Origin of the sequence: Sinorhizobium fredii (genome assembly GCF_002944405.1) — a bacterium.
In the GTDB taxonomy this organism is placed as follows: domain Bacteria; phylum Pseudomonadota; class Alphaproteobacteria; order Rhizobiales; family Rhizobiaceae; genus Sinorhizobium; species Sinorhizobium fredii_C.
In genome coordinates this window covers 767727-792595 of record NZ_CP024307.1, presented here as the reverse complement: position 1 = coordinate 792595, position 24869 = coordinate 767727, and the positions used below count along the sequence as shown (strand labels likewise).

Genomic DNA, 24869 nt, shown 5'->3' with positions numbered 1-24869 from the left:
AAGGAAGAGGGGCGTTCGCCAACGGCAAACGCCCCCTTCGGGTCAGTCGGTAAGATTACTCTACAATATCAACGCCGTCGAAAGCAAAGTCGCCGAGCGGGCTCTGGACGAAGCCTTCGACGTTCTTGCGCATCGGGACGATGGAGAGCGAGTGGTCGAGCGTCGCCCACGGCGCTTCGCGCTTGAAGACGACTTGCGCCTCTTCGTAGAGCTTGGTGCGCTCTGCGACGTCGGACGCTTCCTTGGCCTTGGTGACCAGATCGTCGAACTCCTTGTTGCACCACTGAGCGCGGTTGTTGCCGCCGACGGCGTCGCAGCCGAGCAGCGTGTCAAGGAAGTTGTCCGGGTCGCCGTTGTCACCCGTCCAGCCGAGGATCACCGCACCGTCGCGGTCCTTCGCCTTGGACTTCTCGAGATATTCGGCCCACTCGTAGGTGACGATCTCGACCTTGACGCCGATCTTGGCGAAGTCTGCCTGCATCATCTCGGCAGCGCGACGCGCGTTCAGCATGTAGGGCCGCGCGACGGGCATCGCCCAGACCTTCATCGACAGGTCCTTGACGCCGGCGTCCTCAAGCATCTTCTTTGCCACTTCCGGCTCGTAGGTGTCCTCTTCGAGATGTTCGTTATAGGACCACATCGTCGGCGGGATCGGGTTCGTCGCCGGCGTAGCCTGCCCCTGGAAGACGGCGTCGACGATCGCCTGCTTGTTGATCGCCTTGTTCAGCGCCTTGCGCACTTCGACCTTGTCGAAAGGCGCCTGCGTGGTGTTGTAGGCGAGATAGGCGACGTTGAGGCCGGCCTGTTCCATCACCTTGAGGTTCGGATCAGCCTTCATCGCCTCGACGTCAGCCGCGTTCGGATACGGCATCAGGTGGCATTCGCCGGCCTGAAGCTTCTGGAAGCGGACGGCCGCATCGGTCGTGATCGAAAAGACCAGGTCGTCGATCTTCTGCTTTCCGCCCCAGTAATCCGGGTGAGCCTTGTAACGGATGACGGCATCCTGCTGATAGGCGACGAAGGAGAAGGGACCGGTGCCGAGCGGCATCTGGTTCAGCTGGTTCATCTTGCCTTCGGCCTGCAGCTTGTCGGCATATTCCTTCGACATGATCGAAGCGAAGGGCATGGCCAGGTTGGCGAGGAAGGGAGCTTCTTTCCGCTTCAGCTTGATCTTGACGGTCATGTCGTCGACCTTCTCGATCGACTCGAGCAGCTCGGGCAGCCCCATGCCGGCGAAGTATTCCCAGGAACCGCCGGTTACATAGCCGTGCCACGGATTGTCGGACTTCCACTGGCGCTCGAGCGAGAAGACGACGTCGTCGGCGTTCAGTTCGCGGGTCGGGGTGAAGAACTCGGTCGTCTGGAACTTGACGCCGGGACGAAGCTTGAAGGTGTATTCGAGGCCGTCGTCGGAGATCGTCCAGCTCTCGGCGAGCCCCGGCTCGGTTTCCGTCGTGCCCTTCTTGAACTCGAGCAGGCGGTTATAGACGGTATGCGCGGAAGCGTCGAACGTTGTACCGGCCGTGTAGAGGCCGGGGTCAAAACCCTCCGGCGAGCCTTCCGAGCAAAAGACGAACGTTTTCGACCAGGCAGTGCCGGCCATCAGCGTGGCGAGCGCCGTCGCTGCGAAGAGAGTCGTGAGCTTTTTCATGAGCTTGCTTCCCAGATTTGTTTTTTGTTCTCGTATTGTTTTCGACCGCGGCGAGAGTTTTTCCATCCGGTCAAGAACGGATGGAACGACATTTGGCGTCGCATTGCAATAACTCGCTTAAGAAATTTGTCTATGCGAAAAATTCTTCCACAGGTAGAGGCTCGGCCCCGGCAGCGAATCGGTCTTCCGGCTGCGCCTGTCGCGTGTCGATGAGCCCTCCCCTACAGGCCCGCGCGTCTTATCAGACGCACAAAGGACCCTGTAGCACTTTGAATTGCTGCATCTTTTGTCCTCAAATCGGCACGACTCGAGGACACATGCAGTAAGACGGGGATGCGGCGGAAGAAGCGAGGAGAAGACGCAGAAAAGCGCGGAGAAGGGGCTCCGCGCTTCACATGTCGAACCGGTTTTTTTCAGGCGGCAGAGGGCTGCGGCTGCGAACCGGTGTCCAAACCCAGAAGGAAGTTGATCTGCGGTCGCGCCTTGACGAGATCGTCGATCGTATAGCCCTCGAGTACCTCGAAGAAGGCGTTCAACGCTTTGCGCAACGCGGCATTGAGGCCGCAACTGTCGACCAGAGGACAGTCGACCTCCCCCGCCTCGAAGCATTCGGCCATGGCGAAGCTGTCCTCCGTCACCTTGACCACGTCAAAGAGGCTGATCTCCGAGGCCGGCTTCGGCAGCCGAACGCCGCCATTGCGGCCGCGCACGGTTTCCACCAGACCCGCCTTGGTCAAGGGCTGCAAGATCTTGAACAGAAACAGCTCGGAAACACCGTACGCTTTGGCGATTTCAGGAATGCGGCTGAGCTTCTCGCCATTCGCAGCACAGTACATCAGCATGCGAACTGCGTAGTTTGTTTGCTTCGTCAGACGCATCATTCACTCCGGGATCGAGAAATTCGTCCCTCTCATATAGGACGGAACGTAGTTTGGAACAATTCCAAAACATGAAAAATTCACGAAGGCTTTACTTCGCCGTTTCGCCGTTGACTGTCGCTGTCGCGCGGTAGAAATATGACCCGCCTGGTTAACTTATAAGCACCACCAAACGGAGAGAACACCATGCTTGCCTCTAAAACGCTGATCGGCACCCTGTCGGTCGCGGCGGCGTTCCTTGCCTTGACGGCGCCTGCCCGCGCCGATGGCGAGGTCAACATCTATTCGTACCGCCAGCCCGATCTTATCAAGCCGCTGCTCGACGCCTTCACCAAGGAGACCGGCATCACCGCCAATGTGCTCTTCCTCGACAAGGGCCTCGTCGAGCGCATCCAGGCGGAGGGCGCGAACTCTCCGGCCGATGTGATCCTGACCGTCGACATCAGCCGCCTGACCGAGGCGAGGGACGCCGGCGTGACCCAGCCGCTCGTCAACGAGACGATCAACAAGGACATTCCGGCGCATTTCCGTGACCCGGACGGCAACTGGTTCGGCCTGACGACCCGCGGCCGCGTCATCTATGCGTCGAAGGAACGCGTGCCGCAGAACGACATCACTTATGAGGAGCTCGCCGACCCGAAATGGAAGGGCAAGTTCTGCACCCGCGACGGCCAGCATTCCTACAATGTCGGCCTGTTCGCCTCGATGATCGCCCACCACGGCGAGGCCGAGACGGAAAAGTGGCTGACGGGGCTCAGGGACAATCTGTCGAAAAAGCCCGATGGCGGCGACCGTGACCAGGCAAAGGCGATCTTTGCCGGCGAATGCGATATCGCGCTCGGCAACAGCTACTATGTCGGTCTCATGCTGACCAACGAGAAGGAGCCCGAGCAGAAGGAATGGGCTTCGGCCATCAAGGTCCTCTTCCCGAACGCGAAGGACCGCGGCACGCATGTCAACATCTCCGGCATGGCGCTCGCGAAGAACGCCCCGAACAAGGACAACGCCATCAAGCTGATGGAATTCCTTTCGGCCGGCGAAGCGCAGAAGATCTATGCCGAGCAGGTCTTCGAATACCCGGTGCTTCCGGGTGCCGAGCCGTCTGACGTCGTCAAGTCCTTCGGGACGATCAAGCCGGACACCCTGCCGCTTGCCGAGATTGCCGCAAACCGGAAGAAGGCGTCGGAACTGGTCGACAAGGTCGGCTACAACGATGGGCCGCAAGACTAGCGCATCGGCCCGAAAATCGGACCCGATTTTCGGAAAGCACGATCGTAGATTCAAAGACTTGCAGCGTCCTTTGTGCGTCCTAAGGACGCACGGCACTGTAAGGCGGTCATTGCCATTGAGAGGAAGCAGCGGGCACAAGGCCCGCTGTTTTCGTTTGGGGCACTCGACAGGCAAATTTCCGCCGACCGACGCTTTCGCAGACGCATTGACGGACCGATCCAACCATAGGATTCTCGACCCCTCGAAAGTCGCGCTCGGCTGGAACGGCCTTATCGGAGGGGAAATTGGAAGAGACGAATGACAAGAGCCAGTTGGAAATGGTCGTGCTGATGACCCCCGACATGGCGAATTTCAGCGGCAAGGTGCATGGCGGCGCGCTCCTCAACCTCCTCGATCGGGTCGCCTTCTCCTGCGCCTCGCGCTACTCAAAGCAATATGCGGTGACACTCTCCGTCGACCAGGTGGTTTTCCGCCAGCCGATCCATGTCGGCGAACTGGTGCACTTTCGGGCTTCCATCAACTATGCCGGCCGAACCTCGATGGAGGTCGGAATCCGGGTCGAAGCGGAGAACATCCGCACCGGCGAACGGAGGCACACCAACTCCTGCTATTTCACCATGGTGGCCGTCGACGCGGAAGGCCGGCCGATGAGCGTGCCGCCCTACCGCCCCGAGCCCGGCATAACGGAACGCCGCTACCGCGCCGCCGAGGTCCGGCGGGAACTGCGCCGGGAGTTCGAGGAACGGTTCCGGTCTGCCGGCTCCACGGCCGTTTCCGGCGGAGTTTAGCCCTTCCGCAGTTCGGCAATCAGCTCGAGGATCGCCTTGCGGCGCTCCGGCGTCCCGGGATGGGTCGAGAAGATGCTCGTGTCGGAATGATCGTCGAGCTTCGTCTCCAGCAGCTCGAAGAAGCGGGCGATCGCCGTCGGATCGCGGCCAGCCTTCATCATCAGCTCGACGGAATGCCGGTCCGCTTCCGCTTCCGCGGCGCGCGAATAGGAGAGCGCGAGCAGGCCGCCTCCCTCCACCAGAACATCTTCGGCTCCCGATCCGATATCGCCAGCGATCAGCATGATGAGTGCGGCAACCCCCGCCGCGCGATAGATCTGCCTGAGGCTGTGCTTGTGCTCGACATGGCCGATTTCGTGCGCCAGCACGCCGACGATCATCTCCGTGTCATTACCGGCAAGTTCGACGAGCTCATCCGTCACGATGAGAGTACCATCGGGCAGGGCGAAGGCGTTGGGACCCATCGGACCACCTTCGCGGAAGTTCAGCGTATAGGCCGCCTCACCCGCGGCCGAGAGCGCCGCGATACGCCGGAACCCGTCAACGATCCTGCCGCGCCGCGCCTCATCCAGCTTCGTTTCGCCAAGCAGCGTCCGATCCATGGTCTCGAGCGTGCTCGCCGACATGATCTGGGGCACGATCGGCGGCGTGACGGCGATGGCGACTTCGACGAGGGCCGGCAGCGCGTAGCGGTAGATCAACGCACCGAGCAGGATGGTCGCCGCGACGAAGGCGATCAGCCGCGGGTGGAAGCGCTCCAGCCAGTGGACAAGCCCTGCCCCGCTCCGGCCCTTGCGCGACAGGAAGCGGTCGATCGCGTCGTTGTCGTCGGTCTCGAAAAGAGAACCATCGGGGAAGGTGACCCGGCGCGGGATGCGGCCGACCCGCGCGGAGATTTCGATGGCCGAAAGGCTGCCCCCAGCGAGTTCCGCACCGGTTTCGTCACTGGCGACCAGCCGCTCCCCGGCCTCAGCGAGGCCGGAGGTCACTGAGCGGCTCGACCCCGGGGGATGCCACTCGCCATGCGCAAAGGCCGAATTGTCAGAAGCCAAAGTCGAAGCCTTCGATATCCATGAATTCGGCACCGACCGCCGAACCTTCCTGGGCGATCGCCGAGAAGATCTCGCCGACATTGCCCTCGAATCGGACGCCGGTGTGTTCGTTGACGTAGCGCGCCATCCGGACGGCGGCCCAGGGCCGCATCAGGCCGAGCGTTAGAAGCGTCACGACGACGTTCGAGATGGCGATCCAAGTGTAGCGCAGGCGCGAGAGATCGCTCAAGAGCCGGTGCTTGCCGTCGAAGGTGGTGGCGGACCAGGCGACATTGCGCACGCCGGCACGGTAGACCAGCGCCGCCACACCGAAGATCGCAAAAAACAGGATGTAGCCGAGCACCATCAGCGTGACGAGCGACATCTGCATGTCGGCCGGAAGCAAGTCGGGGCTCTCGATCGCCGTCGCAAAAAGCGCAATGTTGAGGAAGGCGATGAAGCCGACAATCAACAGCCCGAGAACAATGATCGCCGCCGAAATACCCCAGGACTTATAAATTACCCCGACCGAGGGTTCGGTGGAAAAGGCTCTTTGCCCGTAACGCAGATTGCTGCCGATGTAGCGATAGGTCCAGCGGCTGGCGAGCGGCGCAAGGATCCCGAGCGTCACCGCCGCAAGGAACGGGCCGACGATGAAGGCGAGAAAGGCGCCGCCGGCGCGGCCGACGAAATCGAAGCGGACATTGCGGTAGCTCGTCACCCGCGCGCTGAAGCGCAAGCCCCGGGCGACGAGCCACGGGACGAAACAGAGAAACAATAGAACGAGCGCGATGCCGGCGAACGGTGCGAAGGTCAGGAGCACGTTGTAGAGCACCAGATAGGCGAAGACGATGATCCGGCCGATCAGGATCTGCCCACCCCTGGCATGATATTCGAACCCGCGGCCGAGGAGCACTGTGTTGCCGTAGAAATAGCGATTGCGGCGCACCTTGGCCCAGGCGGAATAGATGCCGAGCGTGACAATCGTCAGCAGTATGTTGACGATCCAGATGCCGAAATACTCGCTGCCGCTGCCGGTAAATGACAGGCGCTGAAAATCGCCGTGACCGGCGCGCCCGAAACTGCCCTGCCCGACACTCTGTGCCGCCAACGGCTCAGCCAAAACCATGATCCATCCCCTCGTCAAAATCCATACGCCGCTTGCGCCGACTCCGCCATTCCGATTGCAGCCGGAAGCACCTAACGCAACGCATGCGCGAATCACCCGTCGACTGCACCGTCAAGCCCGACGTTAGTTGTGCCGCTGCGCGGAATGCAACAAAAAAGAGCCTCCCGGAGGAGGCTCTCAATGGGGGAGGATATTTTCTTTGTCAGCGCATCGTCGGGATCGAGAACTCCGCGCCGTCCTTGATGCCCGAGGGCCACCGCTCGGTGATGGTTTTGGTCCGGGTCCAGAACTTGATCGAATCCGGGCCGTGCTGGTTGAGATCGCCGAAGGACGACGACTTCCAGCCGCCGAAGGAGTGGTAGGCGAGCGGAACCGGGATCGGCACGTTGACGCCGACCATGCCGATATTGATGCGGGAGGCGAAGTCGCGGGCCGCATCGCCGTCGCGGGTGTAGATCGCGACGCCGTTGCCATATTCGTGCTTCATCGGCAGCGACAGAGCTTCCTCGTAGTTCTTGGCACGGACGACCGAAAGAACCGGGCCGAAGATCTCCGTCTTGTAGATGTCCATGTCCGGCGTGACGTGGTCGAACAGGCAGCCGCCGATGAAATGGCCGTCCTCATAGCCCTGCAGCTTGAAATCGCGGCCGTCGACGACGAGCTTCGCACCCTGTTCGATACCGCTGTCGATGAGGCTGCGGATGCGCTGTTCGGCCTCCTTGGTGACGACCGGGCCCATATCGGCCTTTTCGTCCGTATAGGGGCCGATGCGCAGGCTCTCGACCATCGGCGTCAGCTTGTCGATCAGGCGGTTGGCGGTTTCCTCGCCGACCGGAACCGCGACCGAGATCGCCATGCAGCGCTCGCCGGCAGAGCCGTAACCGGCGCCGATCAGCGCGTTGGCGGCCTGGTCGAGATCGGCATCGGGCATGATGATCATGTGGTTCTTGGCGCCGCCGAAGCACTGGGCGCGCTTGCCGTTCATCGCCGCGGTTCCGTAGACGTAACGGGCGATCGGGGTCGAGCCGACGAAGGAGACGGCGGCGATGTCGGGATGAGTCAGGATCGCGTCGACCGCGCCCTTGTCGCCGTTGACGACGTTCAGGACACCGGCCGGCAGGCCGGCCTCGATCATCAGTTCGGCAAGGCGAATCGGCACGGACGGATCGCGCTCGGAGGGCTTCAGGATGAAGGCGTTGCCGCAGGCGATCGCCGGCGCGAACATCCACATCGGGATCATTGCCGGGAAGTTGAAGGGCGTGATGCCGGCGCCGACGCCGACCGGCTGGCGGATCGAGTACATGTCGATGCCAGGGCCGGCACCTTCGGTGAACTCGCTCTTCTGCAGGTGCGGAATGCCGATGACGAATTCGCAGACTTCAAGACCGCGGACGACATCGCCCTTGGCATCGTCAATGGTCTTGCCGTGCTCGCGGGAGAGCATCTCGGCCAGTTCGTTCATGTTCTCGTTCAGGAGCTGAACGAACTTGATGAAGACGCGGGCGCGGCGCTGCGGGTTGGTGGCGGCCCACTTGACCTGCGCGGCCTTGGCGCTCTCGACGGCGGCTGCAAGCTCCGCGTCGCTCGCCAGCGCCACGGTGCCCTGAACTTCGCCCGTTGCCGGGTTGAAGATGTTGCTGACGCGGCCGCTCTTGCCGGCGACGCGCTTGCCGTCGATGAAATGTCCTACTTCATACATCGGTGTTCCTCCTGTCTTGATCCTGGTTGGTCTTGATCTTGGGCGCATGATCGCACTACGATTTCAACAAATCAATTTCCGAAATTCAGTAACCGTTGTGCGAAAATTGAAGTTCACTGGAGCAGCTACATGGACTGGGACGACGTCAGGGTGTTTCTCGCGGTGGCGCGAACGGGCCAGATCCTTGCCGCGTCTAAGAGGCTCGGCATCAATCACGCGACGCTCAGCCGGCGCGTCACTGCGCTCGAAGAAACGCTGAAGACGCGGCTGCTCGTCCGCCGTCCGAACGGCTGCGAACTGACCGCCGAGGGCGAGATCTTCCTTTCCGCCGCCGAGCGCATGGAAACCGAAATGCTCGCGGCGCAGTCGCAGATCGGCCGGATCGACACGGCAATCGCCGGCACGGTGCGCATCGGCGCCCCCGACGGCTTCGGCGTCTCCTTCCTGGCGCCGCGGCTCGGACGGCTGACGGCGCGCCATCCGGAACTCAAGCTGCAGCTCGTGCCGGTGGCGCGCTCCTTCTCGCTGTCGCAGCGCGAGGCCGACATTGCCATCACCATCGAACGGCCCGAACAGGGGCGGCTCGTTTCCTCCAGGCTCACCGACTATACACTCGGCCTCTATGCATCGGCAGACTATCTTGCCCGCTACGGCACTCCGTCAACGGTCGACGACCTCAAGAACCACCGACGGATCGGCTATGTGGAGGACCTGATCTTCACGCCGTCGCTGAATTTCTCCGCAGAGATCATGCGAAGCTGGGACGCTTCCTTCGAAATTTCCAGCGCCACCGGCCAGACCGAGGCGGTTCGCTCCAGCGCCGGCATCGGCATCCTGCACAACTATATCGCCCGGCAATATCCGGAACTCACGCGCGTCCTGCCCGAGACGACGATCAGGCGCGCCTACTGGACGACCTATCACGAGAGCGCACGCGAATTGGTGCGCGTGCGCACGGTCGTCTCATTCCTGCAGGAACTGGTGACGGCTGAGCATCAGATTTTTGTGTGAGGAAATGGTGGCGGTCTCCACCTTATCTTGCCAGCGGCAACGGGCGAATTCATTGCCGCCGGCAATCGTCTGGCTCAGTAGACGACCACGCTTCTGATGCTCTCGCCCGAATGCATCAGCTCGAAGCCCTTGTTGATCTCGTCGAGCGGCATGGTGTGGGTGATCATCGGGTCGATCTCGATCTTGCCCTCCATGTACCAGTCGACGATCTTCGGCACGTCGGTGCGGCCGCGGGCGCCGCCGAAGGCGGTGCCCATCCATTGGCGGCCGGTGACCAGCTGGAACGGCCGGGTGGAAATCTCCTGGCCGGCGCCGGCGACGCCGATCACCACCGACTTGCCCCAGCCGCGATGCGAGGCTTCGAGCGCCTGGCGCATCACCTTGACATTGCCGGTGCAGTCGAAGGTGTAGTCGGCGCCGCCGATCTGGTCGGCGCCGCGCTTCGTCATGTTGACCAGATGGGCGACGATGTCGCCGTCGATCTCCGTCGGGTTGACGAAGTGGGTCATGCCGAACTTCTCGCCCCAGGCCTTCTTGTCGTTGTTCAGATCGACGCCGATGATCATGTCGGCGCCGGCCAGCCGCAGCCCCTGGATGACGTTCAAACCGATGCCGCCGAGACCGAAGACGATCGCGGTCGAGCCCATCTCCACTCGTGCGGTGTTGACCACCGCGCCGATGCCGGTGGTGACGCCGCAGCCGATATAGCAGATCTTGTCGAACGGCGCGTCCGGATTGACCTTGGCGAGCGCGATCTCCGGCAGCACGGTGAAGTTGGCGAAGGTCGAGCAGCCCATATAGTGGTGGATCTTGTCCTTGCCGATCGAGAAGCGCGAGGTGCCGTCCGGCATGACGCCTTGCCCCTGGGTGGCGCGGATGGCGGTGCAGAGATTGGTCTTGCGGCTGAGGCAGGACGGGCAGGCGCGGCATTCCGGCGTATAGAGCGGAATGACATGGTCGCCCTTCTTCACGCTCGTGACGCCGGGGCCGACATCGACGACGATGCCGGCACCCTCATGGCCGAGGATTGCCGGGAACAGCCCTTCCGGGTCGGCACCCGAGAGGGTGAAATCGTCGGTGTGGCAGATGCCGGTGGCCTTGACCTCGACGAGCACCTCGCCGGCCTTCGGGCCCTCGAGCTGAACCGTCATGATTTCCAGAGGCTTGCCGGCCTGAACGGCTACAGCGGCGCGTACGTCCATTTTTGGACCCTTCTCATTGTGGTGAGCTGCTTGTTCGGGAAAACGGACGCGCGCCTTCGGCAGCATCCGTTTGATGTTCTGGTTCAGGTCGCCTCAGAGCGCCTTCTCGAGCTCCGGCAGGACGTCGAAGAGATCGGCGACGAGGCCGTAGTCGGCGACCTGGAAGATCGGCGCCTCCTCGTCCTTGTTGATGGCGACGATCACCTTCGAATCCTTCATGCCGGCGAGGTGTTGGATGGCGCCGGAGATACCGCAGGCGATGTAGAGGTCGGGGGCGACCACCTTGCCGGTCTGGCCGACCTGCCAGTCGTTCGGCGCATAGCCGGCATCGACGGCGGCGCGCGAGGCGCCGACGGCGGCGCCGAGCTTGTCGGCGACCGGCAGGATCACCTCCTTGAACTTCTCCGAGGAGCCGAGCGCCCGGCCGCCGGAGATGATGATCTTCGCCGAGGTCAGCTCCGGCCGGTCGGAGGAGGACAGCGCGTCGGAGACGTGACTGGAAAGCCCGGATCGGCGGCGGCCGAGACGCTCTCGATGACCGCTGAACCGCCTTCACCGGCGGCGGCGAACGAGGCGGTCCTGACGGTGATCACCCGCTTGGCTTCGCTCGTCTGCACCGTCTGGATGGCATTGCCGGCATAGATCGGCCGCCGATAAGTGTCGGCAGAGACCACTTCGATGATCTCCGAGACCTGGGCGACGTCGAGGAGGGCGGCAACCCGCGGCATGACGTTCTTGCCGACCGAGGTGGCGGCGGCAATCAGCGTGTCGTAGGAACCGGCGAGCGAGACGATCAGCGCCGCCAGCGGCTCGGCCAGGTTGTTGGCGAGCGAGGCGTCGTCGGCGACCAGCACCTTGGCGACGCCGGAAAGCTTGGCCGCCTGCTCGGCGACCCCTTTAACGCCTGAGCCGGCAATGAGCACATGCACATCGCCGCCGATCTTCGTCGCGGCGGTCAGCGCCTTCGCCGTCTGGTCGGAAAGGTGGGTGGTGTCGTGGTCAGCCAGAAGCAGAATGGCCATGATGGAAATCTCCCTTTCCTTAAACTTAAAGCACGCCGGCTTCGGACTTGAGCTTGTCGACGAGCTCGGCGACCGACTTCACCTTGATGCCGGCCTTGCGGCCGGACGGCTCTTCGGTCTTCAAGACCTTCAGCCGCGGTGCGGTGTCGACGCCGAAATCGCCAGGCGTGTGTCTGTCGAGCGGCTTCTTCTTCGCCTTCATGATGTTCGGCAGCGAGGCATAGCGCGGCTCGTTCAGGCGCAGATCGGTGGTTACCACCGCCGGCAGCTTCAATTCGACCGTCTGCAGGCCGCCGTCGACCTCGCGGGTGACGTTGACCTTGCCGTCGCCGAGCTCGACCTTGGAGGCGAAGGTGCCCTGCGGCCAGCCGAGCAGCGCCGAGAGCATCTGGCCGGTCTGGTTGCTGTCGTCGTCGATCGCCTGCTTGCCGACGATGATCAGCCCCGGCTGTTCGGCTTCGGCGACACCCTTGACGATCTTGGCGACGGCGAGCGGCTCGACCTGGTCCTCGGTCTCGACGAGGATCGCCCGGTCGGCGCCCATGGCGAGCGCGGTCCTCAGCGTCTCCTCGGCCTTGGCCGGGCCGATCGAGACGACGACGACTTCGGAAGCCTTGCCGGCCTCCTTGAGCCGCAGCGCCTCTTCGACCGAGATCTAGTCGAACGGGTTCATCGACATCTTGACATTGGCAAGCTCGACGCCCGAACCGTCCGCCTTCACCCGGATCTTGACGTTGAAGTCGACGACCCGCTTAACAGTGACCAAGATCTTCATGCTGGTTTTCCTAGTTCCTTGAGATGTTCTAGCTGAGGACTCGCTAAGCCGGCCCGTTCGCCAGCAGCACCCAGAAGGCAAAGAGCGGTGTGCCGACCGAGCGCATGGCGTGCCTGGTTCCCGGCTGGTTGTAGAAGGAGCCGCCGACGCCAGGCGAGAACCAGGCGCCCTGCCCCTGTCGGAATTCTCCCTCCGACAGGACGAGATAGACCTCTTCCGGCGGGTGATCGTGGTCGGGATAGCGGACGTCGGGCGCCATGAGAGTGACGCCGAACCATAGGTCCCGCCGCTCCTCGAGACCGCCGGGGCCGATGATCATCGCATTGGCGTGGCCCTCGAAGAAATTCTCGCTCTCCGAGCCGTCATAATTTGTCCGGCGCCGCCATTCGAGCAGCGGTTCGATCGTCTTGAACCGATCGACCAAGCGGCGGAGCGCGTCGTGTTGTGTCTCGACGGCACGCGCCGTGTCCAGATGGACGCAGACCGGCAGCCGGCTTCCGGGGCCGGGTCTTTGCACGCCCGGCACTTCAAGCGCGGAGAATATCTGCGCGATCGACCCGCGCGATTCCGTCGCCTGCGCGAACTGGTCGAAAGCCGCGGAGGCGGCGTCGACGAAAGACTGAAGGGCTTCGCTTCGAGCTGTCATTGCGTATCCCTCGTGCGGCCGGCAGGCCGCTCCCGGCGACCCAGCCCCGGCGTCAGATGTCCTTGAGAAGGCGAAGCGCGTCATAGATCGCCGCGTGGGTGTTGCGCGCCGAGACCGCGTCGCCGATTCGGAAGAGCTGGAACTTGCCGTCGGCGTTGCGCCAAACGGTTTGCGGCCTGCCGGCGATCAGCTGGTCGTGGGAAATCTCACCGAGATTGCTCGAGGCGGGCTTCAGCTCGAAATAGAGCTCGTCGAGCGGAATGGTGCCGTGGTTGATGACGACCTGATCGAAGGTCCGTTGTTTATTGACGCCGCCATAGTCGCTGCCGACATGGGCGACGAGTTCATTGCCGCTCTTCTCGACCGCTTCCAGCCGGTAGGTGACGGTGAAGGTCACGTCGAGCTTCTGCAGAGAGCGCATGTAGGGGACGAGGTTCATCGCCATGACTTCCGGCGCAAAGGAGCGATCGGGAGTCATGATCTCGACCTTGCCCCCTGCCTTGGCAATGAACTCGGCGGCCTGCAGGCCGGCATGGTCGCCGGCGTCGTCGAAGATCAGAGCGTTGGTGCCGGGCTTGACGTCGCCCGAGATGATGTCCCAGGCGGAAACGACCAGCTCGTTGCCCTTCGACAGAATGTCCGTGTGGGGCATGCCGCCGGTCGCAATGATGACGACGTCCGGGTTTTCCGCCTGAACCGTGTCCGCTTCCGCCCAGGTGTTGAAGTGGAAGGTCACGCCGTGCTTCTCGCACTGGCTCATGCGCCAGTCGATAATGCTTATCATTTCCCGTCGGCGTTCGCTCTGCGCCGTCAGCCGGATCTGGCCGCCCGGATCGTTGGCCGCCTCGAAGACGACGACCTCATGGCCGCGCTCGCCTGCCACGCGGGCCGCCTCCAGACCGGCCGGCCCGGCGCCGACGATCACAACCTTCTTGCGACGGTCCGCCTTGGCGATCGTGTGCGGCATCGTCAGCTCGCGTCCGGTCGCGGCGTTGTGGATGCAATAGGCGGCGCCGCCCTGATAGATGCGGTCGAGACAGTAGTTCGCCCCGACGCAGGGGCGAATGTCTTCCTCGCGTTTCCCGATGATCTTCCGGACGATATGCGGATCGGTCATGTGAGCGCGGGTCATCCCGACCAGGTCGACCTTGCCGGAGGCGATCGCATGGCGGGCGGTCGCGACGTCCGGGATTTTGGCGGCATGGAAGGTCGGGAAGTTGGTCGCGGCGCGAATCTCGCCGGCGAAATCAAGATGCGGCGAATTGGCCATGCCCTGGATCGGGATCACGTCGGTGAGGCCGGCGTCGGTATCGATATGGCCGCGGATGACGTTCAGGTAATCGATAAGCCCGCTTTCCTTGAGGCGCTTCGATATTTCCAGGCCATCCTCCCTTCCCGTTCCGCCGGGAAGACATTCGTCTGCCGTGTAGCGCACGCCAAGGATGAAATCCTCTCCGACGCGCGTTCGGATCGCCCTCAGGACGTCGAAACAGAAGCGCATGCGGTTGTCGAGCGAGCCGCCGTAAGGGCCGTCGAGTTCGTTCGTCAACGGCGAGGCGAACTGGTCGATGAGGTGCCCGTAGGCTTCGAGCTCGACCCCGTCCATGCCGCCCGCCTTCATCCGCTCGGCCGCATCGGCGAAATCCTTGATGATCCTTTCGATGTCCCAGTCTTCGATCTTCTTCGGAAAGGCACGGTGCGACGCCTCGCGGTGATGGGACGGCGCCACGACGGGCAGCCACTCACCCTTGTCCCAACGCGTGCGTCGGCCGAGATGGGTGAGCTGGATCATGATCGCCGCACCCTCCTCGTGCACGGCGTCGGTCATCTCCTTTATCCAAGGGACAATCTCGTCCTTGTAGGCGAGCAGATTGTTGAACACCGGCGGGCTGTCTTTCGAGACGGCCGCTGATCCGGCGGTCATCGTCATCGCCACGCCCCCCTTTGCCCGTTCCACGGTGTAGGCGCGATAGCGCTCCTTCGGCATGCCGTCTTCCGGATAGGCCGGCTCGTGCGCGGTCACGATGATGCGGTTGCGCAGCGTCAGGTGCTTGAGCTGATAGGGCTGAAGGAGGGGGTCGTTCGACATCTGCCGGGCTCCGGTCTAGAAAATTCACCCCGAACGCTACGCGGGAATGTACATTGGTGTCAATATAGAAAACAATAAAGTCATTAACGTTGACACGCATGTACATTTTTCTTGTACATCCTCTCACAATTTGCTAGGAGATAACCATGGAGCAGGTCTCAAACGACAGCGGCTGGCGCGGATCGCAGGAGGGTTGGCTGGAAGCGGCCTACGAATCCCTGCTGGAAGCAGGCGTGGATTCGGTAAAGATCCTGCCGCTGGCAAAGAGGCTCAATCTCTCGAGAACAAGCTTCTACTGGTTCTTCAAGGATCGGGAAGAACTGCTCGCTGCACTCATCGGTCGGTGGCGGGACAAGAACACCGGCAATATCGTCAAACAGTCGGAGGCTTATGCGGAATCTCTCGCCGAAGCGATGCTCAACGTCTTCGATTGCTGGCTGAACAAGGAGCTGTTCGACTCCAAGTTCGAGTTTGCCGTGCGCAGCTGGGCACTCCAGTCGGACGACATCCTGGCCGAGGTCCAGAAGGCCGACCAGGTCCGGCTGGAAGCCCTCAAACGGATGTTTATGCGTTTCGGTCATTCGGAGATAACCGCCGACGTCCGCGCCCGCACGACCTACCTGGTTCAGATCGGTTACATCTCGATGCAGACCCAGGAAGATGTCGCACTCCGTATGAAGCGCATCCCCGAATATATCGCGATCTACACGGGTCAGGTGCCGGAACAACGGGAGCTCGACCGCTTCTATTCCCGGCACGGCTACAAGCCCGACTAAGAGGTTAATGGAGACATGAGTGGCTCACTAAGAATTGGCATCATCGGAGGCGGCGGTTGGCTCGGCGGCGCCATTGCCACTTCGATCCTCGATGCTGGTCTGGTGCAGCCGCGCGATCTTTCCCTTTCCTATCGGCGCGAGCAACCGCACCGCTTTGCCGGTTCCTTCTGGACCACCGACAATCAGCGGCTGGCCGATCGCTCGGACGTTATCATTGTTTCGGTCCGACCCGCTGACTGGCCGCCGCTCAAGGTCGATGCCTATGGCAAGCTCGTGATCTCCGTCATGGCCGGTATTCGCTTGAGCCAATTGGCCGAACACCACAATACGGACCGGGTCGTCCGCAGCTTGCCCAACGCGGCGGCTGAGGTCGGCAAGTCCTATACCCCGTGGATCGGCTCCGGAGGCGTGAACGATCGAGATCGCGCCATCGTGTGCGCAATCTTCGATGCTTGCGGCACGCAGGACGAGGTCGCGAGCGAAAACGGCATCGACTACCTGACCGGCCTTTCCGGGTCCGGGCCAGCCTTCCCGGCTCTTCTGGCCGACGCCATGATGCGCGATGCCGTGGCACGCGGCATCAAACCGGATGTTGCGCGACGGGCCGTTACCGCCGTTCTGGTCGGATCCGGGCGACTCTTCGAGAAGAGCGGCGAATGTCCCGCCGATACGATGGAAGCCTTTGTCGGCTACCGCGGGACGACTGCTGCTGCAATCGAGGCGATGCGCGCCGCCGGCTTCGACGCTGCCGTCCGAAACGGGCTCGATGCCGCTTTTCAGAAATCGGTGACTATGGGAGAGCACTCCTGAGCCGATCGGATCTGGCGACCGCGGCAGGCCAGCTCCGTTAACAAACGCCGCCAAACAAAGGGAACGACAGTGAAAAAGCTCCTTGCATCAACCTGCCTTGCGCTTGGCGTCCTGGGAGGCGCGTCCGTCGCGAGCGCCGCGGAATGCGGATCTCTGACCATCGCGAGCATGAACTGGCAGAGCGCGGAAGTGCTCTCCAATCTCGACAGGTTCATCCTGAACGAGGGTTATGGATGCGACGCTGAAATCACCATCGGCGACACCGTCCCGACGATCACTTCGATGGCGGAAAAGGGCGAGCCCGATATCGCGCCGGAGGCGTGGATCGACCTGTTGCCCGATGTCGTGAAGAAGGGAACGGAAGAGGGCCGGATCGTGCAGGTCGGTTCGCCGCTGCCCGACGGCGGCGTACAGGGCTGGTGGATTCCGAAGTATCTGGCGGATGCCCATCCGGACATCAAAACAATTCCCGACATGTTGAAGCACCCGGAACTCTTCCCCGATCCGGAAGACCCGAGCAAGGGCGCGATCTTCAATGGCCCTCAGGGCTGGGGCGGCACGGTCGTCACCTCGCAGCTCTATAGGGCGTTCGAGGCCGAGAAGGCCGGCTTCAAGCTCGTCGACACCGGCTCCGCCGCCGGTTTGGACGGCTCCATCGCGAAGGCATACGAGTCCAAGCAAGCCTGGGTTGGTTACTATTGGGCGCCGACAGCGCTGCTTGGCAAATATCCGATGGTCAAGCTGGAGCCGGGCGTTGCGGAAGACGCAGCCGAGTGGAAGCGGTGCATCACCGTGGCCGATTGCCCTGACCCGAAGCCGAGCGCCTGGCCGGTCGACACCATCGTCACGCTGGTGGCCAAGCCCTTCTCCGAGAGGGCCGGCCCCGAGATCATGGAATACCTGAACAAACGCTCCTGGAGCAACGACACCGTCAGCAAGCTGATGGCCTGGATGACGGACAATCAGGCGAGCGGCGAAGAAGGTGCCAAGCACTTCCTCGAAGAAAACGAGGACGTCTGGACGAAGTGGGTGACGCCCGAAGCCGCCGAGAAGATCAAGGCGGCGCTCTAAGCCACTGACGCGTGGGCGCGCCTTGGCGCGCCCCATTCCACAGCCGAAAAAATAAAAAAGCATGCGCGGCTTCTTTGAACCGGGGAACCGAATGGACTGGTTTTTTAAATTTCCGAGCATGAACGACGACTCGCTCCGAGAGCTGAAAAAGCTCATCGACGAGGGATTCCGGGCGTTCACGCGCGCCTATGGTGATGGGATCGAGGTCTTCTTCTCGCCCTTGCAGCATTTCCTGATCGCCGCCGAGCGCTTCATGACCAAGACGCCCTGGCCGATCATCATGCTGATCATCCTTGTGATTGCCTGGGGTGCGAGCCGGAGCTGGAAGGTGGTGCTCGGCTGTCTCGTTACGCTGCTCGCCATCGGCTATTTCGACATGTGGGACGACACGATGCGGACGGTCTCGATGATCTTCGTCTGTACGGTGCTGTCGATCGCCGTCGGCATCCCGATGGGCATTCTGATGTCCCGTTCCGACCGCATGCAGCGGGTCGTGAACCCGGTGCTCGACGTGATGCAGACGATGCCGAGTTTCGTTTATCTGATCCCGGTCGTCATGCTGCTCGGCATCGGCAAGGTTCCCGGCCTGATCGCCGTCGTCATCTACGCCATTCCGCCGATGATCCGGTTGACCAATCTCGGCATCCGGCTGGTCGACAAGGACGTCCTGGAAGCGGCCGACGCCTTCGGCTCGTCGAGCTGGCAGAAGCTCAAGAACGTGCAGATGCCTCTGGCGCTGCCGACCATCATGGCCGGCATCAACCAGACGATCATGATGGCGCTCGCCATGGTCGTCATCGCCTCGATGATCGGCGTACAGGGCCTCGGCCAGCCGGTGCTGAAGGCGATCGCCAACCAGTACTTCACCCTCGGCATTTTCAACGGCCTCGCCATCGTCGGCATCGCCATCATCTTCGACCGCGTCAGCCAGGCCTATGGCAAGCGGCTGCAGAAGCACAGGGAGGTCGTCCATGGCTGATCATCGCTTCGACGGCATCAAGATCCGCAACCTCTACAAGATCTTCGGCCCGAACGCCGCAAGGCATGTCGAGGCCGTGCGCAACGGTCTCTCGAAAACCGAGTTGAATGCGAAATTCGGCCATGTGCTCGGCCTCAAGGACATCAACATCGAGATGCCCTCCGGCTGCATCCAGGTCATCATGGGGCTGTCCGGTTCGGGGAAATCCACCCTGATCCGCCACATCAACCGTCTGATCGATCCGACCGCCGGCGAAGTGCTGGTGAACGGCGTCGATGTGGTCAAGATGAACGAGATGGAACTGCGCGAGTTTCGCCGGCACCAGACGGCGATGGTGTTTCAGAAGTTCGCGCTTCTTCCGCATCGCAATGTTCTCGACAACACCCTCTACGGGCTCGAGGTCCAGGGTGTCGAACGCGCTAAGGCGGTCGAGATCGCCATGCGCTGGATCGAGCGGGTCGGGCTGAAGGGCTTCGAGAGCAAGTACCCAAACCAGCTCTCCGGCGGCATGCAGCAGCGCGTCGGCCTCGCCCGGGCGCTTTCCAACGACGCGCCGGTGCTGTTGATGGACGAGGCCTATTCGGCGCTCGATCCGCTGATCCGCATGGACATGCAGACGGTGCTTCTCGACCTGCAGAAGGAGATCAGGAAGACCATCGTGTTCATCACCCACGACCTCGACGAGGCGCTGAGGCTGGGCGACCAGATCGCCATCTTGCGCGACGGCGAAGTGATCCAGCAGGGCACCAGCCAGGACATCGTCCTCAGGCCGGCCGACGACTACGTGGCGAGCTTCGTCAAGGAGGTGAACCGCGGCCGCGTCATCCATGTGGACGCCGTCATGGCTCCGGTTGCGCCGGGCCATCCGGTCAACGGTGCGACTCTCTTGGCAGGAAGTTCGATCGAAGACGCGATCAAGGTCCTCGCCCATGGTGACGCCAAGGATCTGACCATTGTGAACGCCGCTGGCATGCCTCTGGGGAGCGTTGACCTCAAGACATTGGCTTCGGCCGCCGTCACGAGCAACTGACCGGCTCCGGGAGACCATCATCACGGCGCACGACCCTCCACGCATCGGATCTGAACATCCGATGCGGAAGAAGGCGCACGCGCGGCGCTCGACGACGAATTCCCCGGCTGACCGGTTGATGCCGGGGCCGTTTGACCGGGAATTCCAACGCGCCGGATCGGCGACTGCGCGGCACCGCGTCCGGCCCCATATGCCTTCTACGAAGGACGAAAACAGAACTGGAGATTGAGAATGTCAGATGAGGTTTCACTCGGCTTGGCGGAAGCAGAGGAACTGGCGAAACGCGCTTGCCTGGCGGCAGGCGCCACGGAAGCCACCGCCCGCTCGCTCGTCGACGCAACCTTGTCGGCCGCACTCTACGGCCCTCCCGTGCTTGGATTTCCCCACCTGGTGGATTATCTGAACAGCTTCCGCGAGGGGCGTATCAACTGCGATCCGGCACCGACCCTGCAACGCCCGTTTCCGGCGTGTTTCGTTTCCGATGCCGACCGGGGTATCGCACAGCTCGGCTTCGATCGCGCCTTCGAGGTTTTGGTTGGGACGGTGCGCCAATTCGGGGTGGCTGTCTTCACCCAGACGAACAGCTACACCGCCGGTGAACTGGGCTACTTCGTGCGAAGGCTCGCGGCGGAGGGAATTGTCGGGATCGCGGCGACGAACGCCAATGCAATGGTGGTCGCAAAGCCGGGCGGACCCGCCGTCTACAGCACGAATCCCATGGCATTCGGCTTTCCGCTCGGAGAAGGTTCGTTGCCGTTGATTATCGATCAGGCGTCGAGCGCCACGGCCTATGTCAACATCGTCGCAGCCGCTGCCGAAGGCCGCTCCATCCCCGAGGGCTGGGCCGTCGACGAAAATGGTGCGGACACCCAGGATGCCACGAAAGCACTCGCCGGTGCGCTCCTTCCCTTCGGCGGGCGCAAGGGAGCGAACGTGGCATTGATGGTCGAAATGCTATCGGCGGGGCTCTCCGGCGGGCCGTGGTCGCTGGACACGGCCGATTTCATGTCGGGCACGACGTCTCCAGCGGCGGGCTTGACGGTGGTCGCAATGATGCCGGGGCCCGCCGGCGCTGATCGTGTCGGACGAGTGCGCCAACAAGCAGCCCGGCTCCAGGGCCACGGCGTATTCGTGCCCGGGGTCAGCGGCATCGAATATCCGCGGCCGCCGTCAGAGGGCCTTCGAATGCCGCGAAGTGTGTATGAAAACATCGTTAAAATCGCGGGCGCATGATCCCCCGGTTTAGCGGTCGGGCTGAAGAGACCTTCGAAAAGGCCCTCGCCTACTGCGACGCCTTCGCTAAGGAGACCGACGTCGCTCGATGGTCGGAACTAAATTGGCGGTTCCACAGCTGTCTCTACGAGGACGCTCAGCGGCCGTTCCTCGTCAACACGATCCGCTCCGTGAACGATCGGCTGGAACGATACCTGAGAGTTCAACTGACGCTGTCGAAAGGCCAGCAGACAGCTGACCGGGAACATCGGCAAATTCTCAATGCCTGCAGGGACATGGACGAGGAAAAAGCAGCGGACCTGCTGTATGCCCATATTATGAACGCCTGCAAATCCCTCCTGAAGCATCTTCCTGCAAAGAAGACCGCTGACAGGTAGCCGCCCCTTTCTTGTTGTTCTCTTTCGGCGCCGGCGGACGCCTGGCTACGCTTCCACGGTCACGTGGCCCAGGGGTTTGGAGCAACAGGCGAGGATATAGCCCTCCTCGATATCCTCCTCCGTGATGCCGCCATTGTGCACCATGTGGACCCGGCCTTCCGTCTTGCGCACCTTGCAGGTGCCGCAGATTCCCATCGAACAGCCCGAGGGGATCACCAGTCCCGCCGCCTTTGCGGCCACCAGGATCGTGTCCGTCTCGTTGCACCGGGCGCTGATGCCGGAGAGGGAGAAGGCGATCTCGGCCTGGTTCTGCTGATCGGGGACCACATCCTCGGGAACATCTTCGGCGTGCTCGGGCTCTGCCGTGAAGCTCTCCTGATGGTAGCGGCTCATCTCGTAGCCGAGACCGGCAAGCGCCTCGCGCACGGCCCGCATGAAAGGTTCGGGGCCGCAGCAGAACACCTCGCGGTCGAGATAGTCCTGGGCCATCAGGCCCAGCATGATCTGGTTGAACATTCCCCGATAGCCGGTCCAGGGCCGGAAGGGATCGGGTTCCTCGACCACCCATTTCAGGTCGATGCCGACGATGCGCGAGGCCATGAGTTCCATCCTGTCGCGCAGGATGATCTCGGAGGGACGGCGCGCGCAGTTGATGAAGACGATATCCGGCTCGCGCCCGGAATCGTAAAGCCAGGTGGTCATCGCCACCATCGGCGTGATGCCGGAACCGGCGGAGATGAAGAGGTATTTCTCGGCCGGGTGATGCACGATCGAGAATTTTCCCGCCGGGCCGATGGCCCTGATGCGCATGCCCTTGTGCAGCTTGTCGAGCATCCAACGCGTGCCGATGGACCGATCCTGCGCCTTGACGGTGATCGTCAGCGCCGTCGGCCGCGATGGTGAGGAAGAGATCGTATAGGTGCGGTAGAGCGGCCCGCCGGGAGCGGGCAGTTCCAGCGTGACGAACTGCCCCGGATCATGGTTGAACAGCGCCCCGGAGGGACTTTGAAAGCTGAAGGTCACCACGTCTGGCGCTTCCGGCGTGCGGGTGACGCATTCGAGCGGTTCGGCATCGCCCCAGAAGCTGAGTGTCTTGAACTGGCTCATCCGCTCACTCCGCCGCCACCCGAAGCGGCGCAACGGCGCGCTCGAGCCAGGCCGCATACCAGTCGACGAACTGCGTCACCCCGCTTTCCTGGCCCGGCGAATAGGGACCGGGAACATAGGCCGGAGAGAAGATCCCCTGCTGGTTGGTCTCGACGATCTCGCGATCTTCGTCATTGGTGGCGATCCAGACTTCCGTCAGGCGCTTGAGGTCGTAGTCGACACCTTCGACGGCATCCTTGTGCACGAGCCAGGTGGTCGTGACCTCGGTTTCCGTCGGGCTGATCGGCACGACCCTGAAGGTCAGCGAATGATCCGGCAGGAAGTGATTCCATGTCGACGGATAATGGAACATCAGGAGCGTGCCGGCGTCGGGCGGGGCAACCCGGCCAAGGTTTCTGGCGACGGCGGCCTTGCCGTCCATCGTATAGCTCAATGCCTTTTCCTGGAGCGGCATGCGTGCCAAACGGTATTGACCGTCACCAGCAAGGACGAATTGCGCCGGCGCGCCGGCGGCCGCGCAACGGTCGAAATGCACCTGCAGCCTCGGTGACACCCCGCCATCGGCCTGGACGCCGGCAACTTCCGGGTCGAGCGGGAAAGAGCGGCAGAGCGCCGGATGGTTGCTGCTGCAGTGATAGCACTCGCGGTTGTTCTCCCAAACCAGCTTCCAGTTGCCCTTCTCGACGATGGTCGAGGTGAAGGCGACCTTGGCATCCTTGAGTTCGTGGACCTCCAGATACGGGCGCGCCAGTTTGGCGAAGGGTTCGAAGTCCGGTGGCGTGTCGGACAGGCAGATATAGATCAGGCCTTCGAGATTGCGCAGGTTGACCGGCTTCAGCCCGAATTGCGACGCGTCGAACCCAGGTCCCATGTCGTTTGCCCAGATCAGTTTGCCGTCAAGGTCGTAGGTCCACTGATGATAGGGACAGACGAGCTTCGCCACCTGGCCTTCGCGCGCCTTGCAAACCAGCGACCCGCGATGACGACAGGAATTGTGGAAGGCGCGGATCTCGCCGTCACGGCCACGCACGATGATCACTTCATAGGCGCCGACGCGCAATGTGACGTAGCTGCCCGCCTTGGCGAGTTGGCAGGCCGGAACGGCATAAAGCCACTCCTTGTAGAAGATGTGCTTGAGGTCGAGTTCATAGATCTCGCGCGAGGTATAGAAGGGCTGCTCCAGGCTGAAGCCCGCGACGCGGCGGGCAAGCAGTTCATGGACGGATGGCGAATTGGCTGTCATGGGCTGATTCCAGGTGCGGTAGCTTCAAACTGAGCTGAATTATTCTTGCCCATGAACCCGTTTGACAACGGCATAAAATTTCATCTTGAATTAGGTGAGCTAACCTCAAGCGTCTGCACACCGACAGGAACGATTCATCAGAGGTCCGGATGCCAAGCCCCTATGACTTCTCCTCCATGACCGCGCTTATCTGCTTCGAGGCGGCGGCGCGAAATGCGAGTTTCAAGAAGGCCGCGCAGGAAATGAATGTGACGCCGGCTGCCGTCAGCCACCAGATCAAGGCGCTGGAGATGGACCTCGGATGCAGCCTGTTCCTCCGCCACCACCGCGGCGTCGAACTCACGGAGAAAGGAGCGCTTCTGTTCATCGCGATCCAGCGGGGGTTCGAGACGATTTCCGAAGCCGTCACCCAGATGCGCGAGCGCCCGGAAACGGTCGACGTCACGGTCGGGACCACCACGGCTATCAGTTCGCTGTGGCTCACACCGAAGATCTCGGCCTTCTGGAAGATCCATCCCACCGTTACCGTCTCGCAACTCGTCAGCGACGTGCCGGGAATGACCGGCCGCTGCGATCTGAGCATCCATTACGGCAATCCGCAGGGGAACGGAGTTGAATACCGCGCTCTCTTTCAGGACCACATCGTGGCTATGGGAACATCCCGTTTCGCCGCCGAGCATGGCATTACCAGGCTTGAGGATCTGGTTAAGGCACCGTTGATTCACTCGAGCAGCAAGGAAACAGGCTGGACAAGCTGGGACGACTGGTTTGCCGCGCTTGGATACCCGGAGCCCAAGGGCCGCAGTTTCTATGTCAACAACTACATGATCGCGCTTCAGGCTGCGCAGGACGACGTCGGGGCGGTGCTGGGCTGGGACGGGCTGGTCGGAAGCCTGATCGAGGAAGGACGGCTGGTGAAACTTGTTCCGGAGAGCATCCCCTCACCCGTGGGCTTTTACCTGAAGATCCACCCGCGCGCTTCGTCGAAGGCGCGGCTTTTCGCGGACTGGCTTGTTGCAAGCGCTTGAGGTCCCGCCGAGGTGCCGAATGAACGGCCCGCTTGCTGGGAATTCGCGTCGCTGATTTCGAAGG

Annotated in this window: 21 protein-coding genes and 2 pseudogenes; 11 read left to right on the top strand and 12 right to left on the bottom strand. The window is 62.3% G+C overall.

Annotation, left to right across the window (positions count from 1 at the left end; all coding sequences use genetic code 11):
• Positions 1-55: 55 nt before the first annotated feature.
• Together NXT3_RS03730 and rirA are read right to left on the bottom strand one after the other, a co-directional pair.
• Complete coding sequence (locus tag NXT3_RS03730) at positions 56-1651, bottom strand: ABC transporter substrate-binding protein (protein ID WP_097526372.1); 1596 nt, start codon at positions 1649-1651, stop codon at positions 56-58.
• A 413-nt stretch (positions 1652-2064) separates the two neighbouring features.
• On the bottom strand, positions 2065-2529 hold the full coding sequence (gene rirA / locus NXT3_RS03725; RefSeq protein ID WP_037413208.1) for an iron-responsive transcriptional regulator RirA: 465 nt from the start codon (positions 2527-2529) through the stop codon (positions 2065-2067).
• Between the two features lie 186 nt (positions 2530-2715).
• On the opposite strand from rirA, the gene NXT3_RS03720 reads away from it, so the two are divergent.
• A complete protein-coding gene (locus tag NXT3_RS03720; RefSeq protein ID WP_097539219.1) occupies positions 2716-3759 on the top strand; it encodes a Fe(3+) ABC transporter substrate-binding protein in 1044 nt (347 codons plus the stop codon).
• A gap of 317 nt (positions 3760-4076) precedes the next feature.
• The gene (locus tag NXT3_RS03715) at positions 4077-4547 is read left to right on the top strand and encodes an acyl-CoA thioesterase (RefSeq protein ID WP_199773341.1); all 471 of its coding nucleotides are present in this window, start codon (positions 4077-4079) and stop codon (positions 4545-4547) included.
• On the opposite strand, the gene NXT3_RS03710 is transcribed toward NXT3_RS03715, so the two are convergent.
• The 3 genes from NXT3_RS03710 to NXT3_RS03700 form a co-directional block, all read right to left on the bottom strand.
• Positions 4544-5599, bottom strand: coding sequence for a M48 family metallopeptidase (locus NXT3_RS03710; RefSeq protein ID WP_104838802.1), 1056 nt, complete (start codon positions 5597-5599; stop codon positions 4544-4546). The two genes, NXT3_RS03715 and NXT3_RS03710, sit on opposite strands and share 4 nt — an antisense overlap.
• Entirely contained in the window at positions 5589-6707 is a 1119-nt protein-coding gene (locus NXT3_RS03705) for a YjgN family protein (RefSeq protein ID WP_104838801.1), read from the bottom strand. Before NXT3_RS03705 ends, NXT3_RS03710 begins: the two co-directional genes overlap by 11 nt.
• Positions 6708-6909: 202 nt before the next feature.
• The gene (locus NXT3_RS03700) at positions 6910-8406 is read right to left on the bottom strand and encodes a CoA-acylating methylmalonate-semialdehyde dehydrogenase (protein WP_037413113.1); all 1497 of its coding nucleotides are present in this window, start codon (positions 8404-8406) and stop codon (positions 6910-6912) included.
• A gap of 129 nt (positions 8407-8535) precedes the next feature.
• Between NXT3_RS03700 and NXT3_RS03695 the strand changes: the two genes are divergently transcribed.
• Entirely contained in the window at positions 8536-9417 is an 882-nt protein-coding gene (locus tag NXT3_RS03695; protein WP_037413111.1) for a LysR family transcriptional regulator, read from the top strand.
• 74 nt (positions 9418-9491) lie between these two features.
• Here the strand turns inward: NXT3_RS03695 and NXT3_RS03690 are convergent, their stop codons facing one another.
• The 5 genes and pseudogenes from NXT3_RS03690 to NXT3_RS03670 all read right to left on the bottom strand — a co-directional run bounded on the left by NXT3_RS03690 (position 9492) and on the right by NXT3_RS03670 (position 15151).
• Positions 9492-10619, bottom strand: coding sequence for an S-(hydroxymethyl)glutathione dehydrogenase/class III alcohol dehydrogenase (locus tag NXT3_RS03690; RefSeq protein WP_104838800.1), 1128 nt, complete (start codon positions 10617-10619; stop codon positions 9492-9494).
• A 93-nt stretch (positions 10620-10712) separates the two neighbouring features.
• Positions 10713-11641: pseudogene (locus NXT3_RS03685) on the bottom strand (electron transfer flavoprotein subunit alpha/FixB family protein).
• 25 nt (positions 11642-11666) lie between these two features.
• Positions 11667-12416, bottom strand: a pseudogene (locus tag NXT3_RS03680) (electron transfer flavoprotein subunit beta/FixA family protein).
• Between the two features lie 43 nt (positions 12417-12459).
• Positions 12460-13062, bottom strand: coding sequence for a dimethylsulfoniopropionate lyase (locus tag NXT3_RS03675; RefSeq protein WP_104838799.1), 603 nt, complete (start codon positions 13060-13062; stop codon positions 12460-12462).
• Between the two features lie 52 nt (positions 13063-13114).
• Positions 13115-15151 (bottom strand): NADH:flavin oxidoreductase, encoded by a 2037-nt coding sequence (locus tag NXT3_RS03670; protein ID WP_097527240.1) that lies wholly within the window; start codon positions 15149-15151, stop codon positions 13115-13117.
• Between the two features lie 146 nt (positions 15152-15297).
• Between NXT3_RS03670 and NXT3_RS03665 the strand changes: the two genes are divergently transcribed.
• The 7 genes from NXT3_RS03665 to NXT3_RS03630 all read left to right on the top strand — a co-directional run bounded on the left by NXT3_RS03665 (position 15298) and on the right by NXT3_RS03630 (position 21427).
• Entirely contained in the window at positions 15298-15927 is a 630-nt protein-coding gene (locus NXT3_RS03665) for a TetR/AcrR family transcriptional regulator (RefSeq protein WP_097527241.1), read from the top strand.
• A gap of 15 nt (positions 15928-15942) precedes the next feature.
• Complete coding sequence (locus tag NXT3_RS03660) at positions 15943-16737, top strand: pyrroline-5-carboxylate reductase family protein (protein WP_097527242.1); 795 nt, start codon at positions 15943-15945, stop codon at positions 16735-16737.
• Between the two features lie 69 nt (positions 16738-16806).
• The gene (locus tag NXT3_RS03655) at positions 16807-17808 is read left to right on the top strand and encodes an ABC transporter substrate-binding protein (protein WP_097527243.1); all 1002 of its coding nucleotides are present in this window, start codon (positions 16807-16809) and stop codon (positions 17806-17808) included.
• Positions 17809-17899: 91 nt separating this feature from the next.
• Entirely contained in the window at positions 17900-18787 is an 888-nt protein-coding gene (locus NXT3_RS03650) for an ABC transporter permease (protein ID WP_097527294.1), read from the top strand.
• Entirely contained in the window at positions 18780-19817 is a 1038-nt protein-coding gene (locus NXT3_RS03645; RefSeq protein ID WP_179864825.1) for a quaternary amine ABC transporter ATP-binding protein, read from the top strand. The genes NXT3_RS03650 and NXT3_RS03645 overlap by 8 nt, the downstream gene beginning before the upstream one ends.
• Before the next feature lie 231 nt (positions 19818-20048).
• Entirely contained in the window at positions 20049-21050 is a 1002-nt protein-coding gene (locus NXT3_RS03635; protein ID WP_104838798.1) for an Ldh family oxidoreductase, read from the top strand.
• A complete protein-coding gene (locus tag NXT3_RS03630; protein ID WP_272938876.1) occupies positions 21047-21427 on the top strand; it encodes a GntR family transcriptional regulator in 381 nt (126 codons plus the stop codon). The genes NXT3_RS03635 and NXT3_RS03630 overlap by 4 nt, the downstream gene beginning before the upstream one ends.
• 45 nt (positions 21428-21472) lie before the next feature.
• Here NXT3_RS03630 and NXT3_RS03625 read toward each other — a convergent pair whose 3' ends face one another.
• Together NXT3_RS03625 and NXT3_RS03620 are read right to left on the bottom strand one after the other, a co-directional pair.
• On the bottom strand, positions 21473-22534 hold the full coding sequence (locus NXT3_RS03625; RefSeq protein WP_104838797.1) for an FAD-binding oxidoreductase: 1062 nt from the start codon (positions 22532-22534) through the stop codon (positions 21473-21475).
• 4 nt (positions 22535-22538) lie between these two features.
• Positions 22539-23777 (bottom strand): aromatic ring-hydroxylating oxygenase subunit alpha, encoded by a 1239-nt coding sequence (locus NXT3_RS03620; RefSeq protein WP_097527247.1) that lies wholly within the window; start codon positions 23775-23777, stop codon positions 22539-22541.
• Positions 23778-23926: 149 nt separating this feature from the next.
• Between NXT3_RS03620 and NXT3_RS03615 the strand changes: the two genes are divergently transcribed.
• Positions 23927-24805, top strand: a complete 879-nt coding sequence (locus NXT3_RS03615; RefSeq protein WP_104838796.1) for a LysR substrate-binding domain-containing protein — start codon at positions 23927-23929, stop codon at positions 24803-24805.
• Positions 24806-24869 lie beyond the last annotated feature (64 nt).